The 22,242-nt window shown below is 62.3% G+C and carries 19 protein-coding genes; 7 read left to right on the top strand and 12 right to left on the bottom strand.

All coding sequences use genetic code 11. The annotated features are described in order from the left end of the window. Positions 1-9: 9 nt before the first annotated feature. Genes BJI67_RS03990 through BJI67_RS03975 form a run of 4 tightly spaced genes read right to left on the bottom strand, consistent with a single transcriptional unit; the run spans position 10 to position 5,038 of the window. Positions 10-1,815: a glucan biosynthesis protein gene (locus tag BJI67_RS03990; protein ID WP_070071936.1), complete on the bottom strand. Its 1,806-nt coding sequence runs from the start codon at positions 1,813-1,815 to the stop codon at positions 10-12. Continuing rightward, positions 1,812-3,908 (bottom strand): glucans biosynthesis glucosyltransferase MdoH, encoded by a 2,097-nt coding sequence (mdoH, locus tag BJI67_RS03985; protein ID WP_070071935.1) that lies wholly within the window; start codon positions 3,906-3,908, stop codon positions 1,812-1,814. Before mdoH ends, BJI67_RS03990 begins: the two co-directional genes overlap by 4 nt. A gap of 4 nt (positions 3,909-3,912) precedes the next feature. Then, positions 3,913-4,314: a hypothetical protein gene (locus tag BJI67_RS03980; RefSeq protein WP_070071934.1), complete on the bottom strand. Its 402-nt coding sequence runs from the start codon at positions 4,312-4,314 to the stop codon at positions 3,913-3,915. A 40-nt stretch (positions 4,315-4,354) separates the two neighbouring features. Next, positions 4,355-5,038, bottom strand: a complete 684-nt coding sequence (locus tag BJI67_RS03975) for a response regulator transcription factor (protein WP_070071933.1) — start codon at positions 5,036-5,038, stop codon at positions 4,355-4,357. A 173-nt stretch (positions 5,039-5,211) separates the two neighbouring features. On the opposite strand from BJI67_RS03975, the gene BJI67_RS03970 reads away from it, so the two are divergent. The 6 genes from BJI67_RS03970 to BJI67_RS03945 all read left to right on the top strand — a co-directional run bounded on the left by BJI67_RS03970 (position 5,212) and on the right by BJI67_RS03945 (position 12,511). Further along, positions 5,212-5,790: a cytochrome b/b6 domain-containing protein gene (locus tag BJI67_RS03970; RefSeq protein WP_197513301.1), complete on the top strand. Its 579-nt coding sequence runs from the start codon at positions 5,212-5,214 to the stop codon at positions 5,788-5,790. Between the two features lie 20 nt (positions 5,791-5,810). Next, complete coding sequence (locus tag BJI67_RS03965; RefSeq protein ID WP_197513300.1) at positions 5,811-7,112, top strand: TolC family protein; 1,302 nt, start codon at positions 5,811-5,813, stop codon at positions 7,110-7,112. Next, positions 7,109-8,161, top strand: coding sequence for an efflux RND transporter periplasmic adaptor subunit (locus BJI67_RS03960; protein ID WP_070071930.1), 1,053 nt, complete (start codon positions 7,109-7,111; stop codon positions 8,159-8,161). The genes BJI67_RS03965 and BJI67_RS03960 overlap by 4 nt, the downstream gene beginning before the upstream one ends. Beyond that, complete coding sequence (locus tag BJI67_RS03955) at positions 8,158-11,220, top strand: efflux RND transporter permease subunit (RefSeq protein WP_070071929.1); 3,063 nt, start codon at positions 8,158-8,160, stop codon at positions 11,218-11,220. Before BJI67_RS03960 ends, BJI67_RS03955 begins: the two co-directional genes overlap by 4 nt. A 97-nt stretch (positions 11,221-11,317) precedes the next feature. After that, positions 11,318-11,881: a class I SAM-dependent methyltransferase gene (locus BJI67_RS03950; protein ID WP_070073936.1), complete on the top strand. Its 564-nt coding sequence runs from the start codon at positions 11,318-11,320 to the stop codon at positions 11,879-11,881. A gap of 30 nt (positions 11,882-11,911) precedes the next feature. Further along, on the top strand, positions 11,912-12,511 hold the full coding sequence (locus BJI67_RS03945; RefSeq protein ID WP_070071928.1) for a glutathione S-transferase family protein: 600 nt from the start codon (positions 11,912-11,914) through the stop codon (positions 12,509-12,511). Positions 12,512-12,517: 6 nt separating this feature from the next. Here BJI67_RS03945 and BJI67_RS03940 read toward each other — a convergent pair whose 3' ends face one another. The 8 genes from BJI67_RS03940 to apbC form a co-directional block, all read right to left on the bottom strand. Next, on the bottom strand, positions 12,518-13,714 hold the full coding sequence (locus tag BJI67_RS03940) for an ammonium transporter (RefSeq protein ID WP_070071927.1): 1,197 nt from the start codon (positions 13,712-13,714) through the stop codon (positions 12,518-12,520). Between the two features lie 419 nt (positions 13,715-14,133). Then, positions 14,134-14,904, bottom strand: coding sequence for a nuclease-related domain-containing protein (locus tag BJI67_RS16635; RefSeq protein WP_083250972.1), 771 nt, complete (start codon positions 14,902-14,904; stop codon positions 14,134-14,136). A gap of 263 nt (positions 14,905-15,167) precedes the next feature. Beyond that, entirely contained in the window at positions 15,168-15,701 is a 534-nt protein-coding gene (locus tag BJI67_RS03935) for a hypothetical protein (RefSeq protein ID WP_070071926.1), read from the bottom strand. Positions 15,702-15,788: 87 nt separating this feature from the next. Further along, positions 15,789-16,202: a hypothetical protein gene (locus BJI67_RS17255; protein ID WP_156782017.1), complete on the bottom strand. Its 414-nt coding sequence runs from the start codon at positions 16,200-16,202 to the stop codon at positions 15,789-15,791. A gap of 87 nt (positions 16,203-16,289) precedes the next feature. Further along, complete coding sequence (locus tag BJI67_RS17250) at positions 16,290-16,886, bottom strand: hypothetical protein (RefSeq protein WP_156782016.1); 597 nt, start codon at positions 16,884-16,886, stop codon at positions 16,290-16,292. Between the two features lie 371 nt (positions 16,887-17,257). Beyond that, a complete protein-coding gene (locus BJI67_RS03930; protein ID WP_197513299.1) occupies positions 17,258-17,779 on the bottom strand; it encodes a DUF302 domain-containing protein in 522 nt (173 codons plus the stop codon). Positions 17,780-18,234: 455 nt separating this feature from the next. Continuing rightward, complete coding sequence (dcd, locus tag BJI67_RS03925) at positions 18,235-18,801, bottom strand: dCTP deaminase (RefSeq protein WP_070071925.1); 567 nt, start codon at positions 18,799-18,801, stop codon at positions 18,235-18,237. A gap of 43 nt (positions 18,802-18,844) precedes the next feature. Then, positions 18,845-19,936, bottom strand: coding sequence for an iron-sulfur cluster carrier protein ApbC (gene apbC, locus BJI67_RS03920; RefSeq protein ID WP_070071924.1), 1,092 nt, complete (start codon positions 19,934-19,936; stop codon positions 18,845-18,847). 251 nt (positions 19,937-20,187) lie between these two features. Here apbC and metG point away from each other — a divergent pair, with 251 nt between their 5' ends. Further along, positions 20,188-22,203 carry a methionine--tRNA ligase gene (gene metG, locus BJI67_RS03915; RefSeq protein WP_070071923.1) on the top strand — a complete coding sequence of 672 codons (2,016 nt, stop codon included), beginning with the start codon at positions 20,188-20,190 and terminating at the stop codon, positions 22,201-22,203. Positions 22,204-22,242 lie beyond the last annotated feature (39 nt).

Here is a 22,242-nt window from a genome sequence, read left to right as displayed (position 1 = left end):
CCTTCACGATCAGTCATGCGGCAGCACCGCCTCCCAGGTTTCGGTCAGCGGCCGCTTGTCGTAGGCCAAATCGGCCTTCACCCTGACCGGCTCATCGCCCTTGGGCTTTACGGTGAACTCCAATCGCCAGACACCGGTGGCTGAGTTCTTGGCCGCCCAGGCCTTGGTGATTTGGCCGGGTCCGTCGATGTGAACCTCTGGATCGAGCTTGATCCAGGCCGGCAGGTTGTCGAGGTCGCCGCCGCGGAAATTGACGACATAGGTCAGATTGCCATCGGCCTTGCCGTAGCGCGTACTGACGACGTGTCCCAGCGGCGGTTCGGTCTGACGGTCGCCCTGCCAGGCAATGCGATAGCTGAAACTCAGGCTCTGTCCCGGCTTGGGCGCAGATGCCGGCGTCCAGAACGCGGTGATGTTGTCGTTGGTCTGGGTGCGCGTCGGCAGCTCGACCAGCACGATGTGCCCCTTGCCCCAGTCGCCTCCCGTCGGCGTCACCCACGCACTGGGGCGCTTCTGGTACTCCATGCCCCAGGCCTGATAATCGTCGTAACGTCTCGACCGCTGCATCAGACCAAAACCCTTGATGCCCTCCATGGACATCCGGTCGACCTGCAGTCGCTTGGGATCCCGCAATGGGACCCACAGCCAGCGCCCACCCAGGGTTTCGATGGACAGGCCATCCGAGTCGTGTGCCGCACGGATCAAGGGATCGTAGCGCGGTCCGCCGTCACGACCCTGAAGATACATGCTGGTCAGCGGCGCGATGCCCAGTCTTTTCACGGATTTGCGCACGAACAAAACCATATTGACGTCGACCGTGGTCTCACGGCCGGGATGCACCACGAAGTGGTAGGCCCCCGTGAAACTGGGGCTGTCGAGACGCGCATAAAAACTCAGGGTGTCGCTGCCGGGCTTCGGCGGCACGATCCAGAAATCGCGGAAGTAGGGGAACTCCTCGGCATGATGGGCGACCGCCGTATCCACCGCCAGACCGCGTGCGGACAGTCCCCAGGCCTGCCCCTCGCCCAGGGCGCGGAAATAGCTGGCGCCGAGGAAGGACAGGAATTCGTCTACGCCGTGCCCCGGTGTGAACGGGTAGTACAGACTGAACCCAGCCAGTGGTACGTCGCCGGTCAGCTGCTTCGCCGTGTCGGCCCCGAAATTGAAATCGGCGGGAGAGAATTTCAACGCGACCGGTTTGCCATTCTCCAGCAAATAAATGCCTACCGGATGATGGAACAGATAACCGGCCGGGTAGAAACTCATCCGCAAGGGCGATGCGGAAGGCCAGCCCGGCACCTTGCCGTGGAACTTCAGCCGTTGGTAGGCGGGAAAATTCAGGGAAATCAGGGGCTGCGGAACCGTCTGCTGCGACTGGTATGGGTGCTTGGCCGCCTCGCGCACGCGTTGGGTCAGCTCGGTCATGAAATCATGGGTGGATGCGGGTTTTGCAGCTGCCGTCACCAGGGCGGGGGTGTCGGTGCGCAACTGAGCGAACTGGCGACGGTATTTTGCTTCGTCGCTCGCCAAGCGCGCATCCGTTGCCGCCAACTGTTGACGCAGGGTAGCCTGGCTCTCGCCCAGTGATTTGAGTCTGGCGTTGAGGTCGGCCGCCAGCGCCTCGCGTGCCTTGCGTTCCGCCGCCAACTGGCTGCTGTTCGTCTCGCTACGCGCCAGCGCATCCTGGGCATCCCCCGAAGCCTGTTTCACCGCCTGCGGGGTGGCACAGCCGCCCAGCGTCAGAACGCCTGCCAGGAGCGCAAGTGCGCCGCATCCGCGCAAACCGCGACCGATCCGCCATTGATTCCGATTCATCCTGCCTCCCGTGTAACAGCCAAACCCCAGCGCCGCGCCAGTTCCTCGCGCAGCGACCAGACTCGCCAGTGCAGTTCCGTGAGTGCCTCGCCATCCGTCAGCAGCATCATGCGCTGCCGACGATCCAGCGCCTGCGGTCCCAGCTTGAGCGCATCCAGCAGCAGGCGGCGACGACTGAGCGCCACCTCCTCGCTGACGCTGCCGACCCGATCCCGCAACAGGGCGCAATGCATGGCATTGACTCCGGGGTCGACCACCGCCGCGATGAACCCGCGCGCCCTGGACGCATCGCCCGCCTGGGCCGACATCGCGCCCTGAAAGGCCTGCAATAGCGGCGGCGGCGCAACCTCCTCCGGCGTCAGCAGCAAACCCGCGCGACGCAACGCCGTACCGGCCTGCACCCGACTGGTCCACACCGAGACCGGAATCGCGATCACCCAAGCCCCCATCACCGGGATCAGCCACCAGAAGTAACCTGGATTGAGCAGATAGACCGCGCTGGCCCAGGCCACGCCGAGCAGGGTCCCAGGACCGTGATGGCGCAGTGCGTCACCCCATCCGGTACTGGCGTCGCCACGCGTTTGCCTGCCCCAACGGACCTGACGCCCCAGTAGGATGGCGAGCACGAACAGGGTGTGGAAGAGCATGCGCACCGGCGCCAGAATCACCGAGAACGCACTTTCCACCAGCGCCCCCGCAATCAGCCGAACCACGCCGCCGAACTCCCGGGCGCGACCGCTCAGCACGGCCAGCAGCACCGCCAGCACCTTGGGCAGAAAAAGTACCGCCAGGGTGAAGCCCGCCAGGGTAATCGCCCAGTGCGGATGCCACACCGGCCACACAGGGAACAGCACGTGTTTGTCGGGGAAGTAATCCGGCGGGATCAGCGCGTGCAGCACCGCCTCCAGGCTCGACAGCAACAGGAACACGAACCACAGCAAGGATGAAACGTAGGCCATGATGCCGTTAACGAACACGACCCGATGCGCGGAGTTCAGCCCGCGCGCGAACACCAGCCGCACGTGCTGCAGATTGCCTTGCGCCCACCGCCGGTCGCGCTTGAGTTCGTCGAGCAGGGTCGGCGGGGCTTCCTCGTAGCTGCCCGGTAGATCGTGCGCCAGCCATACGCTCCAGCCGGCACGACGCATCAGCGCCGCTTCGACGAAGTCGTGGCTGAGAATGTCGCCGCCGAGCATGCCCCCGCCCGGCAGCCGAGGCAACGCACAATGCTGCATGAAGGGGGCGATGCGAATGATCGCGTTGTGCCCCCAATAATGCCCCTCGCCAAGCTGCCAAAAATGCAGCCCGGCGGAGAAAACAGGGCCGTACAGGCGGTTGGCGAACTGCTGGAGACGACCGAACAGCGTGTTCTGATGGACGGTCGACGGCACGGTCTGGATCAGACCCACGCCCGGGTTGGCGCGCATGGCGTCGGCCAGGCTGGCCAGGGTTTCACCGCTCATCAGACTGTCCGCGTCCAGCACCACCATGTAGCCATAGCGTGCGCCCCAACGGCGACAGAAGTCGGCCACGTTGCCGCTCTTGCGCTTGATGTTGTTGCGCCGACGCCGGTAATAGACCCTCGCCCCGCCCCCCAGGCGCTGACGCAGGTTGACCCAGGCAACCTCCTCGTTCACCCAGGCGTCGGGATCGTCGCTGTCGCTCAGCAGGAAGAAGTCGAACTCGTCGAGCCGGCCGATCTCATCCAGAGCGCGGTACATCACCTCCACTGCGGCAGTCACCCGCTCCGGTTCCTCGCGGTAGATCGGCATGATCACCGCCGTGCGTTCGCCGGGTTTTGCCTGGGTACCTGATTCCGGTGAGGGCAAGGACACCCAGCGCCGCGAGCCGAACAGGAGAACCAGAGCTCCGAACACCGAAGTCCAGAGGCCGATCGACACCCAGCCGAACAACAAGCCGAACACGATCGCCAGGGCATCGTCGATCACATCAAAGCCCGGATGCGGCAGGATGCCTACCATAAATTCGCTGGCGACCACACTGGGAATTAGGACCAGCAAGCCCAGCAGCGCACGTCGCCAGAGCGCCGATCTGGCCCAGGGGTAGGCATGAGGTGCCGGCACGCCGCTCATGGCTTCATTCGCCCCAAGCCTCCGGCACCATGGTGCGACGGTCTATGTCGGGCAGCGCGAACAGGACATCGACGCGCGGCGCGCAGCCGCGTGACCCATCGGCCTCAGAGGCGAATACGCGGCAGACCCGAAACCGTGCTGCAGCGGCGGCATCATTCATCGTCGCGTCGCCGACCTGCTCCCGCCAATGCGCAGCCATCAGGCTACGCAGCCGTGAGAAGGCCTCGGCGCCATCGGCCTCCTCCCGGGAGGCCTCTTCAACCCATGCGTCCACCAGGGACTCTGGCAGGGCAAGCGCTGCGAGATAGCGGCGCAGACGCTGTTCCAGGCGCGGCCCTGGCGGTTCGTCCAGATCGGCTTTGCGCACGCGCGAAGTCGGGGCGGGCGCTACGACAATGTCATCCATGGGCGAGATTGATTCCATGCGGCGGGCACGACCCCCGGGGTCAAGGATCGCCATAACCCAAGCGGTAACCTGCACCCCTGACGGTGTGCAGCAGAGGAATATCGAAGTCACGATCCATTTTCGCCCGCAGGCGAGACACATGGACATCGATCACGTTCGTCTGCGGATCGAAATGATAATCCCAGACGTGTTCCAGCAACATGGTGCGAGTGACCACATGTCCGGCGTGCCGCATCAGGTATTCAAGCAACCTGAACTCGCGCGGCTGCAGGTGGATCGTCTGTCCGGCACGGGTCACGCGATGACGCGCGCGGTCCAGCACCAGATCCGCCACTTCGAGCCGGTCATCGACCGTCTGATCGGCCCGGCCGCGCCGCTGCAATGCCTCGAGCCGGGCCAGCAGATCGGCAAAGGCATACGGCTTGGTCAGATAGTCGTCGCCGCCGGCCTTGAGCCCGGCGACGCGATCGTCCACCTCGCCGAGTGCCGACAGAATCAGCACCGGCGTCGCCCGGCCGGCGGCACGCAGGGCCGCGATCAACGAAATTCCGTCCGTGCCCGGCAACATGAGATCGACGACCAACAGGTCATAGTCGCCGCTTACGGCAGCCACCAGACCCTCGCTGCCGTCGGCCATGTGATCGACCTCGTAGCCGCTTTCCCGGAGCCCCCGCGCAAGATAGATCGCGGCCTCACGGTCATCTTCAATAACGAGAACACGCATCGGCGTATTTTACTCAAGCGCCCACAGCTACGCATTGCAATCTGTTAATAATTCTGTAATGCACGGCGCTGCGCATTCGATGGCAAACTTGCGTTGTAAATCAATCACAGCCTACGGCAAGCGCATGCATGCTACATTCAGCAACTAGAACCATCTCTCAAAGGATGATCTCATTGAGTTCAACGACGAAATGGAGTCGCCCCATACGCTGGCTTCACCTCGGGCTGTTTCTGACCATCACCGCACAGCTCTTTCTGAGCCTGGTGATGGCCGGACCGGACGACAAGCACCAGACATTCATCCAGCACGCCACGCTGATCACCCACGAATACGTCGGCCTGCTTGCTGCGGCGATCATCCTGATCCACTGGGTTTACCTCGCCGCTGCGGAACGCGTCACCTTCGAACATCTCTTCCCCTGGACCGGCCGGGGTATCGGCGAGGTCTTCGGCGAACTCGGCGGTCTGCTGCGCCTGCGCCTGCCCGACGAAAGCGAACAGGGCGGGCTTGCCGGCTTCATCCACGGCCTCGGGCTGCTGCTCGCAACCGCCATGGGCTTCACCGGCACGGTCATGTATTTCATGCTCCAGGCCGGCCGCATGGAAAGCGCCGGCTATCACACTGCCGCCTTTATCCACGGCACGCTGGCCAATCTCATGTGGGCCTACTGGATCGGCCACGGCCTGATCGCGATCCTGCATCAGCTTCTCGGACACGACACCCTGCGCGGCATGTTCCGCCTCGGACGCTGATGAGGCGAGTCTCCCGTTTCATGCCCACTGCGCTGGCCGCCGTATTGCTCGGCGGCTGCGCGACCTATCACGCGGCCCCCCTGCCCACGCAGCCGGATCTTGCGGCTGCGCCGACGAACGCGGGCGCGCCGGTTAAGACCCTGAGCCTCGCCCAGGCCGCACGCCGTGCAGTGGCCGACGACCCGACACTGCGCGCCGCGCGACTGAAGATCGGAATCGCGACCGCCTCGCTCTACGAAGCGGGTCTGATCCCAGATCCCAGCCTGGGCTACAACTTCGATCGCGTGACCTCGTCCGGACCTGGGCTGGTCAATGCCTACAGCGCCGGACTGTCGGCGGATCTGCACTGGCTGTTTACCCGTGGCGACCGCATCGACGCAGCACGCGCGGCACGCCTGCAGCAGGTGCTGGATGTCGCCTGGCAGTCCTGGCAGACCAGCGAGCGCGCCCAGCAACTCTATGTGCAACTATGGTCGCTGCAGCAGGAGGCGACACTGCTCGAACGCGACATCGTCCTCTACCGCACCCGCCAGAAGCGGGTGGAACATGCGCTGCAGCGGGGCGACGTAACGCTCAACACGGCGGCGGCCGACCTCGTGACCTTGACCAGCACCGAAGCCCGACTGGCCCAGGTACGCGAATCCATCATCGACGCGCGCAGCCAGCTCAACGGGCTGCTCGGCCTGCAAGCCGATGCGCACTGGGTGCTGCAGAGTCCGCCACCCGTGACGCTGCTGAATAGCCAGGCACTGACCGCGGCCCTGCAGGCACTGCCGCGCCGGCGTCCCGACCTGCTCGCCCTGCGCGCAGGCTACCGCAGCGCCGACGCGCGCTACCGGGCGGCCATTCTCGGACAGTTCCCCACGCTCAACGTGGGACTGACCCAGGCGTCGGACACCTCGGGCATCAAGACCGAGGGCATCGGCATCACCCTCAGCCTGCCCTTCTTCAATGGCAATCGAGGCCAGATTGCGATCACCCGCGCCACCCGACGCGAGCTGCGCGCCGAGTATCAGGCGCGTCTCGACACGGCTGCCAATCAGGCCCTCGCGCTTGCAGCACGCCTGCACACCATCGACGCCACTCGCCGTACGCTTGAAACGCGCCTACCCGAACTGCGTCGCCTAGCCAAGAACGCCGACCGCGCCTTCGCCGCAGGCGACCTCGGCGGCGCGAGCTATGTGGACATCCAGTCCAGCCTGATCGAACGCGAGCTTGAGGCCATCCGCCTGAACCAGCAGCACCTCGACGGCGCGATCGCTCTCGACACCCTGCTCGGACATGTGCCCACGGGCGTACCCGCCAAGGCGTCCGGCGTATGATCCGCCGACGCATCTTCAGCGCCGCGCTGACCGTGGCCGCCTTGCTGCTGACCGGCCATGCCTGGGCCGCCGCACAAGGCCCGAGCGTGTTGATTGAAACCGGCACCGTGCACCGCGAGCGCATCGGCCAGCGGCTGACGGTCTACGGACAGATCGTACCCGATCCGGAACACGTAACCGGCATCAGCGCCGCCCATGGCGGGCAAATCGCGCGCCTGTGGGTCGGGCTCGGCCAGCAGGTGGCGGCAGGCCAGCCACTGTTGACGCTGACCACCGACCCCACCGCACGGCTGGCTTACGAACAGGCCCGCGCCCAGGTCGCGTACGCCCGTCGCAATCTGACCCAGGTCAAGAGCCTGTATGCCGAACAGCTCGCCACCCGGGCCGAGCTGGCCAAGGCCGAACAATCCCTGGTCAACGCGCAGGGCGCCCTGCGCGCCGAGCGGCGCCTCGGCACCGATCACGCCGAACAGATCATCCGCGCGCCGCAGCCGGCCATCGTCACCCGCCTCGACGTGGCCCCAGGAGACCGCGTGCAGGCCGGCGCCCCGCTGCTGTCGCTCGGCGCGCGCGAACGCCTGTGGGTCACCCTCGGCATCGAGCCCGAGGACGTCACCCGGCTACACCCCGGCATGCCGGTGGTCCTTCGCCCGGTGTTTGCCCGCAATCAGCCGCTGCACGCCGACCTGAGCCAGGTCCACGCGGTGATCAACCCATCCACGCATCTGGTCGACGCCGTGGTACCGCTTTCCGGCAGCGCAACCCTCGGCCTCATCCCGGGCATGTGGATGCGTGGCCATATCGACCTGCAGCAGCATGAAACGCTGACCGTGCCGTCTTCCGCCGTGCTGCACGACGCCAACGGTGCCTATCTGTTCGTGGTCGCGGAAGGACACGCCCAACGCCTCGACATCGCCACCGGCATCAGTCGCGATGGCCGCATCGCGGTCCGCGCACCCAACCTGCACGCTGGCGAAACCGTGGTCACCGTCGGCAATTACGAACTTCGCAACGGCATGGCCGTGCGTCTAGCCGCCGGCCATTCATGACCCCTCGCGAACGCAGCTTCGCGGCCTGGCTGCAGGCCCACCGCCGTTCGGTGCTGTTCCTGATGCTGCTGCTCGTACTCGGCGGCATTTATTCCGCCCTGCGCATGCCTGTTTCCCTGTTCCCCGCCATCGCCTTCCCGCGCGTGGTGGTCTATCTCGACGCCGGCGACCGCCCGGCCAGCCAGATGGAGTTGGAAGTCACGCGCGTAGTTGAACGGGCACTGCGCGGTGTGCCCAAGGTCACCGCCATCAGCTCGGCCACCAGCCGCGGCTCGGCCGACGTCGATGTCCGCTTCAACTGGGGCACCGACATGCCGCGCGCGGTCCTGCAGGTGGAGGCGGCGCTCAATCAGGTGCTGCCGCGGCTGCCGGCCGGCACCCACTTCGAGGTCCATCGCATGGACCCGACCAAGTTCCCGGTGCTGGCCTACAGCCTGACCTCCACGCACCTGAGCCAAGTGCAGCTGCGCGATATCGCGCGCTACCAGCTGGTGCCGCTGCTTTCCAGCGTTCAGGGCGTGCGCCACATCGGAGTGATGGGCGGGCAGACGGCCGAATACCGTGTCACCGTCGATCCCGCACGCCTGGCTGCCCTCGGCCTGTCCATGGGCGATGTCGAACGCGCACTTACCGCCGCCAACATCATCCGCGCGGTCGGCCGGCTGCAGGCCCACTACAAGCTGTTCCTGCTACTCTCCGACACCCGCTTCAAGGACCTCGCCGAGATCCGCCACACGGTGCTACGCACCGGCAAGGACGGCGTGGTGACGCTCGACGACGTGGCCACCGTGCGACTGGCCACTCGCCCGCAATGGATCACGGTCACCGCAAACGGCCATCAGGCCGTGCTGGTGACCGTCTACCAGCAGCTCGGCGGCAACACCGTGGCCATCGATCGGGCGATCCAGGCGCGACTGAAATCCATCGAGCCGCGCCTGCCGGCCGATCTGCACATCCACCAGTGGTACAACCAGAGTGGGCTGATCCTCGACTCGGCAGGGTCGGTGCGCGACGCCATCATCCTCGGCGTAGTGTTCGCGACCCTGGTGCTATTCATCTTCCTGCGCAACTGGAAGCTCACCCTGATCGCGCTGCTGGTGGTGCCGGGCGTGCTCGCCGCCGCCAGCGCTTTGCTCTACGCCCTGGGCATGAGCTTCAACATCATGACCCTAGGCGGCATGGCCGCTGCGGTCGGCCTGATCATCGACGACGTGATCGTGATGCTCGAGCACCTCGTCCGGCGTCTAATCCAGCAGGGCCACGGGCCGCGCACGGTGCTCGACGCGGCACGCGAATTCACTCAGCCGCTGGCCGGGTCAAGCACCGCGACGGTCATCATCTTCGTGCCGCTGGCCTTCCTCTCCGGCGTGACCGGCGCCTTCTTCAAGGCACTGGCCCTGACCATGGCCACCTCGCTGGTCATCTCCTTCCTGTTCGCCTGGCTGGCCCTGCCGCTGATCGCCGCCCGCCTGCTCGGCCCGAAGGACGCCCAGCACGACGCCGGCGGGCGCATCACCCGCGCCACCCAACAGATATACCGACGTCTGATGCAGGGTTTGATGCGTCGCCCGCTGTGGCTGCTCGCCGGACTGATCCCCCTGCTCGTCGCCGGCGCGATCTCCTTCGAGCACGTGCCCTCCGGCTTCATGCCACAGATGAACGAAGGCGGCTTCGTGCTCGACTATCAAACGCCGCCCGGTACCTCGCTGGCAGAGACCGACCGGCTGCTCGACCAGGTCGCGCACATCCTGCGCACCACGCCCCAGGTCGACACCTGGTCGCGGCGTACCGGCACCCAGCTCGGCGGCGGGGTGACCGAGGCCAACCAGGGCGACTTCTTTGTACGCCTCAAGAGCCCGCGCGGACAGCAGGCGGTGATGGACCGCATCGCCCGACGCATTCACGACGACGTGCCGGGTCTCACGGTGCAGGACATGAACCAGCCGATGCAGGACCTGATCGGCGACCTGACCGGTTCGCCACGACCGGTGGTCATCCGCCTGTTCGGTGACGACTGGCAGCAGCTCGTCAAGCTGGCGCCGAAGGTGGCGGCACGCATCCGGCAGATCCGCGGGCTCAAGGAAGTGCAGGACGGGCTGGTGATCGCAGGCGATGCGCTCAATATCCGCGTCGACCGCATCAAGGCGGCGCTGGAGGGCCTGACGCCCGCTGAGGTGACCGCTCAGCTCGACGCCTATCTCAGCGGCGTGGTCACCACACATATCCAGCAGGGCCAACAGGTGATCGGCGTGCGGGTGTGGACCTCGTCCGCGCTGCGCAGCAGCCGCGCGCGCATCGAGCGCCTGCTGTTACGCGCGCCGGACGGGCACCTGGTGCCGCTGTCGCGCATCGCCACCATCCGCCGCGTGACAGGCGTGCCCGAGATCACGCGCTACAACCTCAAGCCGATGGTCGCCGTCTCCGCGCGCATCGAGGGGCGCGGGTACGGCGGCGCCATCGCCGACGTGCGCCAGGCCCTGGCCACACCGGGGCTGCTACCCAAGCACGTCTATTACACCCTCGGCGGGTTGTACAAGCAGCAGCAGATCGCCTTCCATGCCCTCGGCGTGGTGTTCGTCGCCGCAGCAGCCCTGCTGTTCCTCGCCCTGCTGTTCCAGTACGAACGCTTCCGCGTCGCGCTGGCGATCATCTCCGCCCCCCTGCTCGCAGTGTTCGGCGTGTTCACCGGCCTGTGGATCGCCGGGCAGACACTCAACATCACGGCGCTCATGGGCATGACCATGATCCTCGGCATCGTCACCGAGGTCGCCATTTTCTATTTCTCCGAGCTGGTCCTGCTCAGCGCCAGCCTGCCGTCGGCCGAGGCGTTGATCGAAGCCGGCGTCAATCGACTGCGGCCGATCGCCATGACCACCTTGGCCGCCATCCTCGCGCTACTGCCGCTCGCGCTCGGCATCGGCCAGGGCTCAGCCATGCAACAGCCGCTGGCGGTGGCCATCATCGCCGGCCTGGCGGTGCAGATGCCGCTGGTACTGATCGCCGTGCCGGTCATCTTCAGCCGTGTCTTGCACGGCAAGCCGGAGGAACTGCTATCCTAATGCCGCCATTAACCAGGGCTTATTGCCAATCGGCGGCTCACGCACGCATAACGAGGCAAAGCCTGAGCGGGCACATGACAACGAGGCAGATGAGCGCATGACCCAAAGCCGAGGAATCTGGCAATTCGCACGTGAATTCATCGCACACCCGCGCCAGACCGGCGCCCTCTTCCCCAGCTCTCGGGCACTCGCACGGCGCATGGCCGGCCAGGTCCCCGAAGGCGACGGCATCGTCGTTGAACTGGGTCCCGGCCTGGGCTCGGTGACCGCCGCCCTGCTCGCCCGCGGCATTCCTCCCGAACAGATCTGGGCCATCGAATACTCGCCGCGTCTGGCGGCACAACTACGGCGCCGTTTCCCCGGCGTGCGCGTGATCGAGGGCGATGCCTGCCATCTGTCGAAGCTGCTGGGACCGCATCACGAACGCATTCGCGCCATCGTCTCCAGCCTGCCGCTGCGCAGCCTGCCCAAGAACACCGTGCAGGCGATCTTCGGCGAGCTGCGCAAGGTCGCGGAAGCGAGTACGGTCTTCGTGCAGTTCACGTATCATTTCCGCAGCGCGTGCAGGCGGTTGCCGATGGACTTCGTCCCCTGTCACCATAGCTTCGTACCGCTGAACCTGCCCCCCGCGCGGGTGGACGCCTACTACTACCACGGCTAGGGTCCGCGGCGCCTACCCCTGAGAGGCCACATGCGACTCTACGATCTCGACGTATCCGGCAACTGCCACAAGATCCGCCTCATGCTGGGCCTGCTCTCCCTCGACTATACGCTGCACTCGCTGCAGCGCGAGGACACCGTCAGCGAATCCTTCCGTGCCATCAATCCCCGCGGGCAGGTGCCGGTGCTGGAAGACGCCGGCGAGATCGTATGGGACTCGATGGCCATCCTGGTCTATCTGGCACGCCGCTACGCCGGCCCGCAATGGCTGCCCGAGGAACCGCTCGCACTCGCCCGCGTGATGCAGTGGCTGGCCGTGTCGGAAAACGAAATTCTCTACGGCCTCGCCCGTGCGCGCGCCGTGGTCAAGATGGGCCGCCCCTTCAATCTAGAGGAATGTCAGCAAATGGGCCGGCAGGCGCTGACCGTGATGGAGGCCCAGCTCGCCGGGCGCGACTGGCTGGCCTCCGAAGGCCACCCGACCATCGCGGACGTGGCCTGCTACCCCTATGTCGCCCTCGCCCCCGAAGGCGACCTGCCGCTGGGCGCATACCCCGCAATCCGCGCCTGGCTGGGCCGCGTGCAGCGCCTGCCCGGCTACGTCGGCATGGCCGGCATCGCGGACTACTGAGCGACGCTAGTCGTCGTACTTCGGCGTCGCGCTGATACGGTGGATGCTCAGGTCCGCGCCCAGGTACTCCTGTTCCTGGGTCAGACGAATGCCGACGGTCAGCTTCAGCGCACCATAGACCGCCAGCCCTCCTCCGAAGGCGATGGCGACGCCTAGCCCGGTTCCCACGAGCTGCGACCAGAAACTCACACCGCCGGTGCCGCCCAGCGCCTTGAGGCCGAAGATGCCGGCGGCGATCCCGCCCCAGGCGCCGCACAGCCCGTGCAGCGGCCAGACGCCGAGCACGTCGTCGATGCGCCAACGGTTCTGCGTCAGCGTGAACAGCCAGACGAAAAGCCCCCCGGCCACGGCGCCGGTGATCAGGGCGCCGATGGGATGCATCAGGTTGGAGCCGGCACACACGGCCACCAGCCCCGCGAGCGGGCCGTTGTGCACGAAACCCGGATCGTTGCGTCCGGCGAGCAGGGCCGCCAGCGTACCGCCGACCATCGCCATCAGGCTGTTGACCGCGACCAGACCGCTGATGTCCTGGATGTTCTGCGCCGACATCACGTTGAAGCCGAACCAGCCGACGGTGAGTATCCACGCACCCAGCGCGAGGAAGGGGATGTTCGACGGCGGATGCGCATAGATCTCGCCCTCGTTGCCGTAGCGACCGTGGCGCGGGCCGAGCATGAGCACCGCCGCCAGCGCGATCCAGCCGCCCATGGCATGCACCACCACGGAGCCCGCAAAGTCGTGGAACGGATGGCCGAAGTGCGCCGTGAGCCAGGCCTGGAAGCCCAGGTTGTCGCCCCACGTCAGCCCCTCGTAGAAGGGATACACCAGCGCCACCAGAACGAAGGTGGCGGCGAGCTGCGGATAGAAGCGTGCGCGCTCGGCGATCCCGCCGGAAACGATGGCCGGAATCGCAGCGGCGAAGGTGAGCAGGAAGAAGAAACGCACCAGCGCCCGGCCGTTGTCCAGGGAAAGCTCGCCGGCTGCATGCAGGAAATTGGTGTGATAGGCAATCGCGTAGCCGATGAAGAAATAGGCCAGCGTCGATATCGAAAAGTCGGCCAGAATCTTGACCAGGGCGTTGACCTGATTCTTGCGTCTGACCGTGCCCACCTCAAGGAAGGCGAAGCCCGCATGCATGGCCAGCACGAGGACGGCGCCGAGCAACAGAAACAAGGTATCCAGAGCCGGGGTGAGGTTGTTCATCGCATATGCACCGATAGCCGCCCAAAAGCGCACTATCTTAGTGCATAGACGTTAGCTTGCACAGATTAAGTGCAATCCCGGATCTGCGTCGTTGCGATACCTACATGGGCGTTGAAGATGGATACCGCCAGCGGATTCGTTCATCGAGGACTGAAGGATCTCGGATGGCGATTGACCACGCACATGGCTGTAGTGACCGCTCTTGGTACTAGTCAGGATTGGCAGCACACGACCCCTGTAGTTGCGATGCAACGCACAAAGGCACTCGGCTCTTGGTACTAGTCAGGATTGGCAGCACACGACCCCATGCAGCCAGTCAGTCATTATTGGTATTAGTGACCGGTATTTTGATCACAGCAGTCGTCCTGATTCACATCATCAATAAGACATTGTGCCCGATGAAAATTCCTGCAGGACCCTTAGGAGGTATTTTGTACTGTCCTGCATGTTGGATAAGCTGAACACGCCCAGAATTGTTTACCAGCATTTGCTCCCTTTTTGGCTGTGCGCAAAACCATGAGGCTCCCACATTTGGGGCACCTGCGCCTTGTTGAGAGATCGGAACGAGCTTTGAGATGCTGGACGTGCTGATGGTGTGTTTTTCGAGTTGGCTCTAGCCGACCTGACTGTATTTGAGATAGAGCAGCATGGACTTGCGACTCGCTGAGAACCGGCTCGCCGAAAGACTTGATATGCGTGATGTAACCGCCACCCTTTGTGACATTTGTTGGCATGGGAGATTTGAACGAACATTCTCCTACAAATACGACTACCGAGTGGATGGTCTCAGCCGGAACATCAAGCGCCGTCTCCAGTGCTTTTACGTGTTTGTAGTTCTGTAGGAGCGGATTTTGGAACTTGAAGGATCTCTTGAATCTCTGCTGTGTCCACTGGGGCTGATGTTCACCCCCAAAAATCCAGCCCTTCATGTTTTTCGTTTCTACGACAAAGACGCCAAACCGGGACACGAAGATATGATCGATCTGCGTAGTCCCATCAGGTGTGGGCAGGGTGACATTGTGTAATGGATGGTAGGTATTGGCGGGAAGCCTTAGCCAAGCTGCAAATTTGACTAAGGACTCTCCGAGCCAACCCTTTACCCAAGGTGTTTTGAATACCGCGATGACCAGCAGGATAGGGATAAACCACCAGAGCCTGAACACCTCATTGAGGATTGGTGTGTAATTCATCGCTACAAGCCACCTCTGGAACAATTGCAAGTCTTTGACGTACTAAAGCTGTATGACTCTGTACCCATTATCTCAAAATGGTCGACAAGTCCCCCGGGGTTCTAGCCCACTGACCGCGAGTCTCAGTTCGACCCAATCCTGCCATTCGCGTATCGTTAACCCGCTGTCGGCACCAAGCCCAACAGCGGTCGTTCAACGACCAAACTCACAGGCGCAAATGAAGCGTAGCGTAATTTTCGTCCGGTGGAGTGTCTTGTTATGCGTCATTTTCTGACGCCCCGCAATGTTTTTACCTTATTAATTATTTCTTCAAAAAGCTCGTACTCAGGTCCTTTTATAGTATCCCAGTCAATGCCCTTGTTCTGGAAGGCAGGATCGGAGCCAATTTCTATATATGTGCGATAATTACTGAGTTTGAATAAGGCCTTATCAGTTTTTTGCAATAGAGGCAGATGATCCTCTACATCTATGTTTCCGAGCATATTGGGAAGATCATGCGCCAAGTCATTTCGGTGTTTTCTTAACGCTTGAATGGTTAGAACGTCCTCAGAGTCTATAGCCTCCATAAAATCGCGAAGATATAGAAGGCATGCTTCAAATTGATTCTTATGCCGAGACAATACATCTTCTTCGTACGATTTGAACGGCATTCCTTCATCGAAGGTCGTATCTTGATAAAAAGCCTTGATAGGGTTAACTATAATGTCTTTGACTAGCTCGAATGCAACTAGAACGAACCCCGCGTAGGTGAGTGCCCGCGTAAGTTCTTCCTCTGTTGCCCCTTCAGTGGCAGTCATCTAATCCCCGTTTATTTTGACGCATAACGTTGAAGCTGTGCGGCGCAAACGAAGCGCAGCGTAGTTTGCATCCGAACGAGCGCCTTGTTAGCGATTATTTTTTGATCGTTCATGTTCTGCAACCTCATTATTAAGCCTTTTTACCTCTAATACTTGTTTGTGCAGAAGATCGAGTTCTAGTCTCAAATCTGAAATTTTTTGCTGCGCTTTGTAAGCATCGACAAGGCTAATTCTTGGATTGCGCAATGCATTTAACAGCTCCTCGGATACTTTGTCTATTGCTCGTAGAAACCCCTCCATGTCATCAATGTCATCAGTGACTGCGATTAAATCTCTGAGATCTTGCGATGAGCGACGCAACTCGAATGCTTCTAACGTCACTTCATGAGCTTTTTCTGCACTTTTTATGAAGCTGTTCTTTTTCCACTGATATATCGAAAAACCGAAACCTGCAATTGAAATGCAAAGAGCAACTATCGATATGATGACTGGGTCAATCATGTATGTGCGCTTCCATCGCTAACGCCTAGCTAAGCCGACCGAAAAGCGCGCAGCGATTTTGTGGTCGGCTTGAGCGACGTGTTAGATTCATTTCCCATGATTTGGATCCGAGGCGTATTTTGCAATCGCAAAATTCGCCGCATCACTCCACCCTGCTGACAGGATCGCGAATGCTGTGGAAATGAAGCCCGCAAACCAAAGCCAGGAAAATCTATATGTGTCAAAGGCAAGCGCGACATACAGAAAGCCTAATAGACCAATCGTGAAGCTGACCAATGTTGCTTTAGTGGCCTTTTCTCTGTTCACTCTTTCAACATCATGAATTCGAGTCGCACGATTGCCAGCGAGAGAAAGTACCTTAGCCTCTTGAATTAGCGTTTTTGTCTTCTTGACTGTCCAAAATGATGCAAGGGAAGAAAATAGACACATTCCGAAAAATGCCTGCGTAATTGCTTCATCAAAACCACCACGAAAGAAGACAAGAAACCCGGCGGCGATTGAAGTGGAAAAAAGAATAACTGTTTTCATCCAAGCATCTTCCGCCCGTTTTGCGTGCTGAGCCCTCATTGCCACAGGAATCCGCTGATTTATTGCGCTATTAATTAGCGGAATAATTAAGAAAACCATAGCAGCTATGATGAAAGTTACTACTTTCACAGTTGTGCTTTCGTAAAACGCTTCCAAGTTTCCTCTCGAGAGAATCTAACAGTAAATATAGAGACCGACGGATCCTGACATTCTTTTATACAGAGACCCACAAAAACAGCGATTAACCAGATGATTTTCCACCACTTTATCATTTCTTTGTCTCTATATGCATGTATGAAAACGAGGACATGAAGCTGATGCCCAACCAGAGTTAGTCGAACGACTGGTTCTCGCTGCACACCTGTCGTCCATCGGACTGATATGGAAGGAGCATGAATGGCCGGATGTGGCCGATTTCGGAAGTCTCGATAATTCAAACCAGTCATTTGTTTGAGACATCAAGCACCCCATGCATTGCTCTCAGATAACGCATGGGGCTGAAGAATATCGCCTTAATTCCAAATCCGTCAGAGCGCGCCGTCGGCGCCTGCCTTGATGATTTTCATCAAGCCGGCAATCACCGAATCGGCACTCTTCTTGAGCGCCGGAGGCATCTTGCGGGACAGCAGCAATTTGGGGTTCAGCATGGTCAGCCAGTAATGGCCGTGCTTGCCTTGAACCACGGCGATGCGACAGGGCAGATAAGCGGCATAGGCCATATTGAAGGAGACCATTTCATAGGCCACCGTGGGTTTGCAAAACTGGTAGATGTCCAGCGTGCGCACATGCTTAGCGCCCATGGCCTTTAGCTGGGCGGACAGGTCCTGGTGCGCGACCAGTTTGAAGTTGAGAAAATTGGCGCGCAGCTTCATGGACTGGATGGCTTCACTCGGTGTGACACCCTTCGCCAAAGGCAGTTTGACGACCGTGGCCGGGATATCGATATGAGTCACTTTCGCTGCGAACGCAGGCTCTGCGCCCAGCAAGCCGACAACCAGCAACGAAATCAGGAAGGCACCCCATTTCACGAGGGAGAAATTACCGGGCATAACTGAATCTCCTGGGTGGATATCGGGCATTGCCAATTCATGTCTGGAAATGCCTCTAAGCGTTCGTTAGACAGCACGCATGAACTTTATATCCACACCACCAACGAGAGATTGCGACGATCACTCGCTGGCTCGGCAAGCCCGGCAGGGTCGATACCCATTCCGGGCATTAAGGCTCCCGTCCTGGTGACATAGGCAGGCTTGAAGCCCCGCCTTCAATGCATGAAAGGGGATTCGATGATTAGCCCCGAATATTCGAGGCATGCGGGATTTTTACGCGGGGTTGCTGAAGCTGGCGAGCGGGCATCGCACCAGCCTGGGGCAACCGGGAGCATCGCGCGCTGATTCTGGGTTCGGCCCACCACGGCCAAGCCGCGCATCGCGGGGTTGCTATCGCCGGGCGAATCCCAAACGGCGCATCGCGCCGACCTGGTGCGCACCCACTTGGGGCGCGTTCAGGTCTGAGGCAGCGTGACGCCTCGCTGGCCCTGGTACTTGCCGCCGCGATCCTTGTACGACACCTCGCAGACCTCGTCCGACTCCAGAAAGAGCATCTGGGCGACGCCTTCGTTGGCGTAGATCTTGGCCGGCAACGGCGTGGTGTTGGAAAACTCCAGGGTCACGTGGCCCTCCCACTCGGGTTCGAGCGGGGTGACGTTGACGATGATGCCGCAGCGCGCGTAGGTCGACTTGCCGAGGCAGATGGTGAGCACGTTACGCGGGATGCGGAAGTACTCGACCGTGCGCGCGAGCGCGAAGGAGTTGGGCGGGATGATGCACACGTCGGACTGCACGTCGACGAAGCTGTTCTGGTCGAAGCCCTTGGGATCGACGATGGCCGAGTTGATGTTGGTGAAGATCTTGAACTCGTCGGCGCAGCGCACGTCGTAGCCGTAGCTGGAGGTGCCATAGGATACGATCCGCTGTTCGCCGCTGTGGCGCACCTGACCGGGCTCGAAGGGCTCGATCATGCCGTGCTGCGTGGCCATGCGGCGAATCCAGCGGTCGGACTTTATGGACATGCTCGGGGACTCCGGTCCCGGCGGGGCCTGGGCCCCTGCCGGCTCAGCTGTTCTGGATCACGATGTTGGGGAACTTGCTGCTGTAGTCCTTGGACTGGCGGGCAAGCTGCGCGGCCGTGCGACGTGCGATGTCGCGATAGATCTCGGCAACGCGTCCGTCCGGATCGGCGACCACGGTCGGCTTGCCGCCGTCCGCCTGCTCGCGGATACGGATGTCGAGCGGCAGCGCGCCCAGCAGTTCGACGTTGTAGTCCTCAGACATGCGCTGGCCGCCGCCTTCGCCGAAGATGTGCTCCTCGTGGCCGCAGTTCGAACAGATGTGGATGCTCATGTTCTCCACGATGCCGAGCACCGGCACCTCGACCTTCTCGAACATCTTCAGACCCTTGCGTGCATCCAGCAGGGCGATGTCCTGCGGCGTGGTGACGATGACCGCGCCGCTGACCGGAATCTTCTGTGACAGCGTGAGCTGGATGTCGCCGGTGCCCGGCGGCAGGTCGATCACGAGGTAGTCGAGCTCGCCCCAGCGGGTTTCGGAAAGCAACTGCTCCAGCGCCTGGGTCACCATCGGGCCGCGCCAGATCATCGGCGTTTCATCCTCGATGAGGAAGCCGATGGACATGGCCTTGATGCCGTAGTTCTCCATCGGTTCGAGCATGCGCCCGTCCTTGGTCTCCGGCTTGCCCTCAATGCCCAGCATGCGCGGCTGGCTGGGGCCGTAGATGTCCGCGTCGAGCAAGCCCACGCTGGCGCCTTCGGCGGCCAGGGCCAGAGCCAGGTTCACCGCAGTGGTGGACTTGCCCACGCCGCCCTTGCCGGAGGCGACGGCAATGATGTTCTTGATTCCGGCCAGCGGCTTGAGGTTGCGTTGTACGGCATGCGAGACGATCTGCGACCGCGTTTCCACCTCGACCGAATCGACGCCGTCGATCCGACCCACCTGCTCGCGCACGGCCGCGACGACCTCGTCGGCGTAGCCCTTGGCGGGGTAACCGAAGGCGATGTCCACCGCGACCTTGCCGCCCTCGATGCGGATATCCTTGACCTCTCCGGCCGCCACCAGATCCTTCTCCAGGTAGCGGTCCTGCACGCCCTTGAGGGCGGTTTCGACCTGTAAACGCGACAACTCAGCCATGAGCCCTGAACCTCCGGAACAATTCGGTGATGCGCAATCGGCGCTTTGCCGCGGATTGTACTAGGCCGCCACCCCGCGTAAAACCACGCGGTTAACTAGGCCTTCCCTCCGGCCGAAAAACTGTTGCGCACGTGCATCCGACGCGCAGCGACAAATGCGGGAGATAGGGGATTTGCGGCCATGCATGCATGGCCCGGGGGCGCCGGACCTGATATGTTTACAGGCTTTTCGAAACGCGGACGAGCCACCCCATGACGCGCGACATCCTGGTCACCAGCGCCCTGCCCTACGCCAACGGATCGATCCATATCGGTCATCTGGTGGAATACATCCAGACCGACATCTGGGTACGCTTCCAGCGCATGCGCGGACACCGCTGTTTCTATGTCGGCGCAGACGACGCTCACGGCACCCCGATCATGCTGCGCGCCCAGGGCGAGGGCATCACGCCCGAGGCGCTGATCGAACGCGTCGGTGCGGAACACCGCGCGGACTTCGACGATTTCGGCATCAGCTTCGACAACTACTACAGCACCCACTCGCCCGAAAACCGCGCCTTCGCCTCCGACATCTATCTGAAGCTGCGCGACGCCGGACATATCGCGCGGCGCACCATCAGCCAGTTCTACGATCCCGAGCAGAAGATGTTTCTGCCCGACCGCTTCATCAAGGGCGGTTGCCCGCGCTGCGGCGCGCCGGACCAGTATGGCGACAACTGCGAGGTCTGCGGCGCGACCTACGACGCCGCCGAACTCAAGGACCCGCGCTCGGTGCTCAGCGGCGCCACGCCGGTTAAGAAGGACTCGGAGCATTATTTCTTCCGGCTGTCCGATTTCGAGGACATGTTGCGCAAGTTCGTGCGCGGCGCCACGCAGACCGAAGTCGCGAACAAGATGAACGAGTGGCTGTCCACCGGCCTGAACGACTGGGACATCTCGCGCGACGCACCCTACTTCGGCTTCGAGATTCCCGATGCGCCGGGCAAGTATTTCTACGTCTGGCTGGATGCGCCCATCGGCTACATGGCGAGCTTCAAGCAGCTCTGCGCGCGGCTGGGGCTGGAATTCGACGACTGGTGGAAGGCTGACGCCAAATCCGAGCTCTATCACTTCATCGGCAAGGACATCCTGCGTTTCCACACCCTGTTCTGGCCGGCCATGCTCAAGGGCGCCGGGCTGCGCATACCGACCGCCATCTACGCGCACGGCTTCCTCACCGTGGACGGGCAGAAAATGTCCAAGTCGCGCGGCACCTTCATCAAGGCGCGCACCTATCTGGATCACCTCGACGCCGAGTACCTGCGCTACTATTTCGCGGCCAAGCTCGGCGCCGGCGTCGATGACCTCGACCTCAATCTCGAGGACTTCACCGCGCGCGTAAACGCCGACCTCGTCGGCAAAGTGGTCAACATCGCCAGCCGCACCGCCTCGTTCATCGCCAAGCGCTTCGACGGCAAGCTGTCCGACACCCTGCCCGAACCCGACATGTACGCCTCGTTCGCCGCCTCGCGCGACGAGATCGCCGAACACTACGAACGTCGCGAATTCGGTCAGGCCATGCGTAAGATCATGGGGCTGGCCGACCGCGCCAACCAGTACATCGACGAAAACAAGCCGTGGGTGCTGATCAAGGACCCGGAGCGGGCCGCCTCGGTCCAGGGCATCTGCACCCAGGGGCTCAACCTGTTCCGCGTGATCGTGAGCTTCCTCAAGCCCGTGCTGCCGCGCGTCGCCGGGAAGACCGAGGCCTTCTTCGGCGCCGGCGAACTGGCCTGGGACGACATCGCCGAGCCGCTGCTCGCGCGCCGCATCAACGCCTTCGAGCCGCTCATGACCCGCATCGAGCCCGCCGCCATCGAGGCCATGGTCGAGGCCTCCAGGGAAGACCTGCAGGCCGCCGCGCCCAAGCCCACCGGGCCGCTGGCCGACGATCCGATCCGTGACGAGATCGCCTACGACGACTTCGCCAAGCTCGACCTGCGCGTCGTGCGCATCCTCAAGGCCGAGCACGTCGAGGGCGCCGAAAAGCTGCTGCGCCTGACCCTCGATCTCGGCGGCGAGACGCGCAACGTGTTCGCCGGCATCAAATCCGCCTATGCCCCCGAAGACCTGGAAGGGCGGCTCACCGTCATGGTCGCCAACCTCGCCCCGCGCAAGATGCGCTTCGGCGTCTCCGAGGGCATGGTGCTGGCCGCCGGCCCCGGTGGAAAGGACCTGTTCGTTCTCAATCCGGACGAAGGCGCGGAACCGGGCATGCGCGTGAAATGAGGCGCGGCGGGGCCGACACGTCCAAACCAAGGAGGATCG

Source organism: Acidihalobacter aeolianus (assembly GCF_001753165.1).
Taxonomy (GTDB): domain Bacteria; phylum Pseudomonadota; class Gammaproteobacteria; order DSM-5130; family Acidihalobacteraceae; genus Acidihalobacter; species Acidihalobacter aeolianus.
This window is presented reverse-complemented; position numbering and strand designations above follow the sequence as displayed.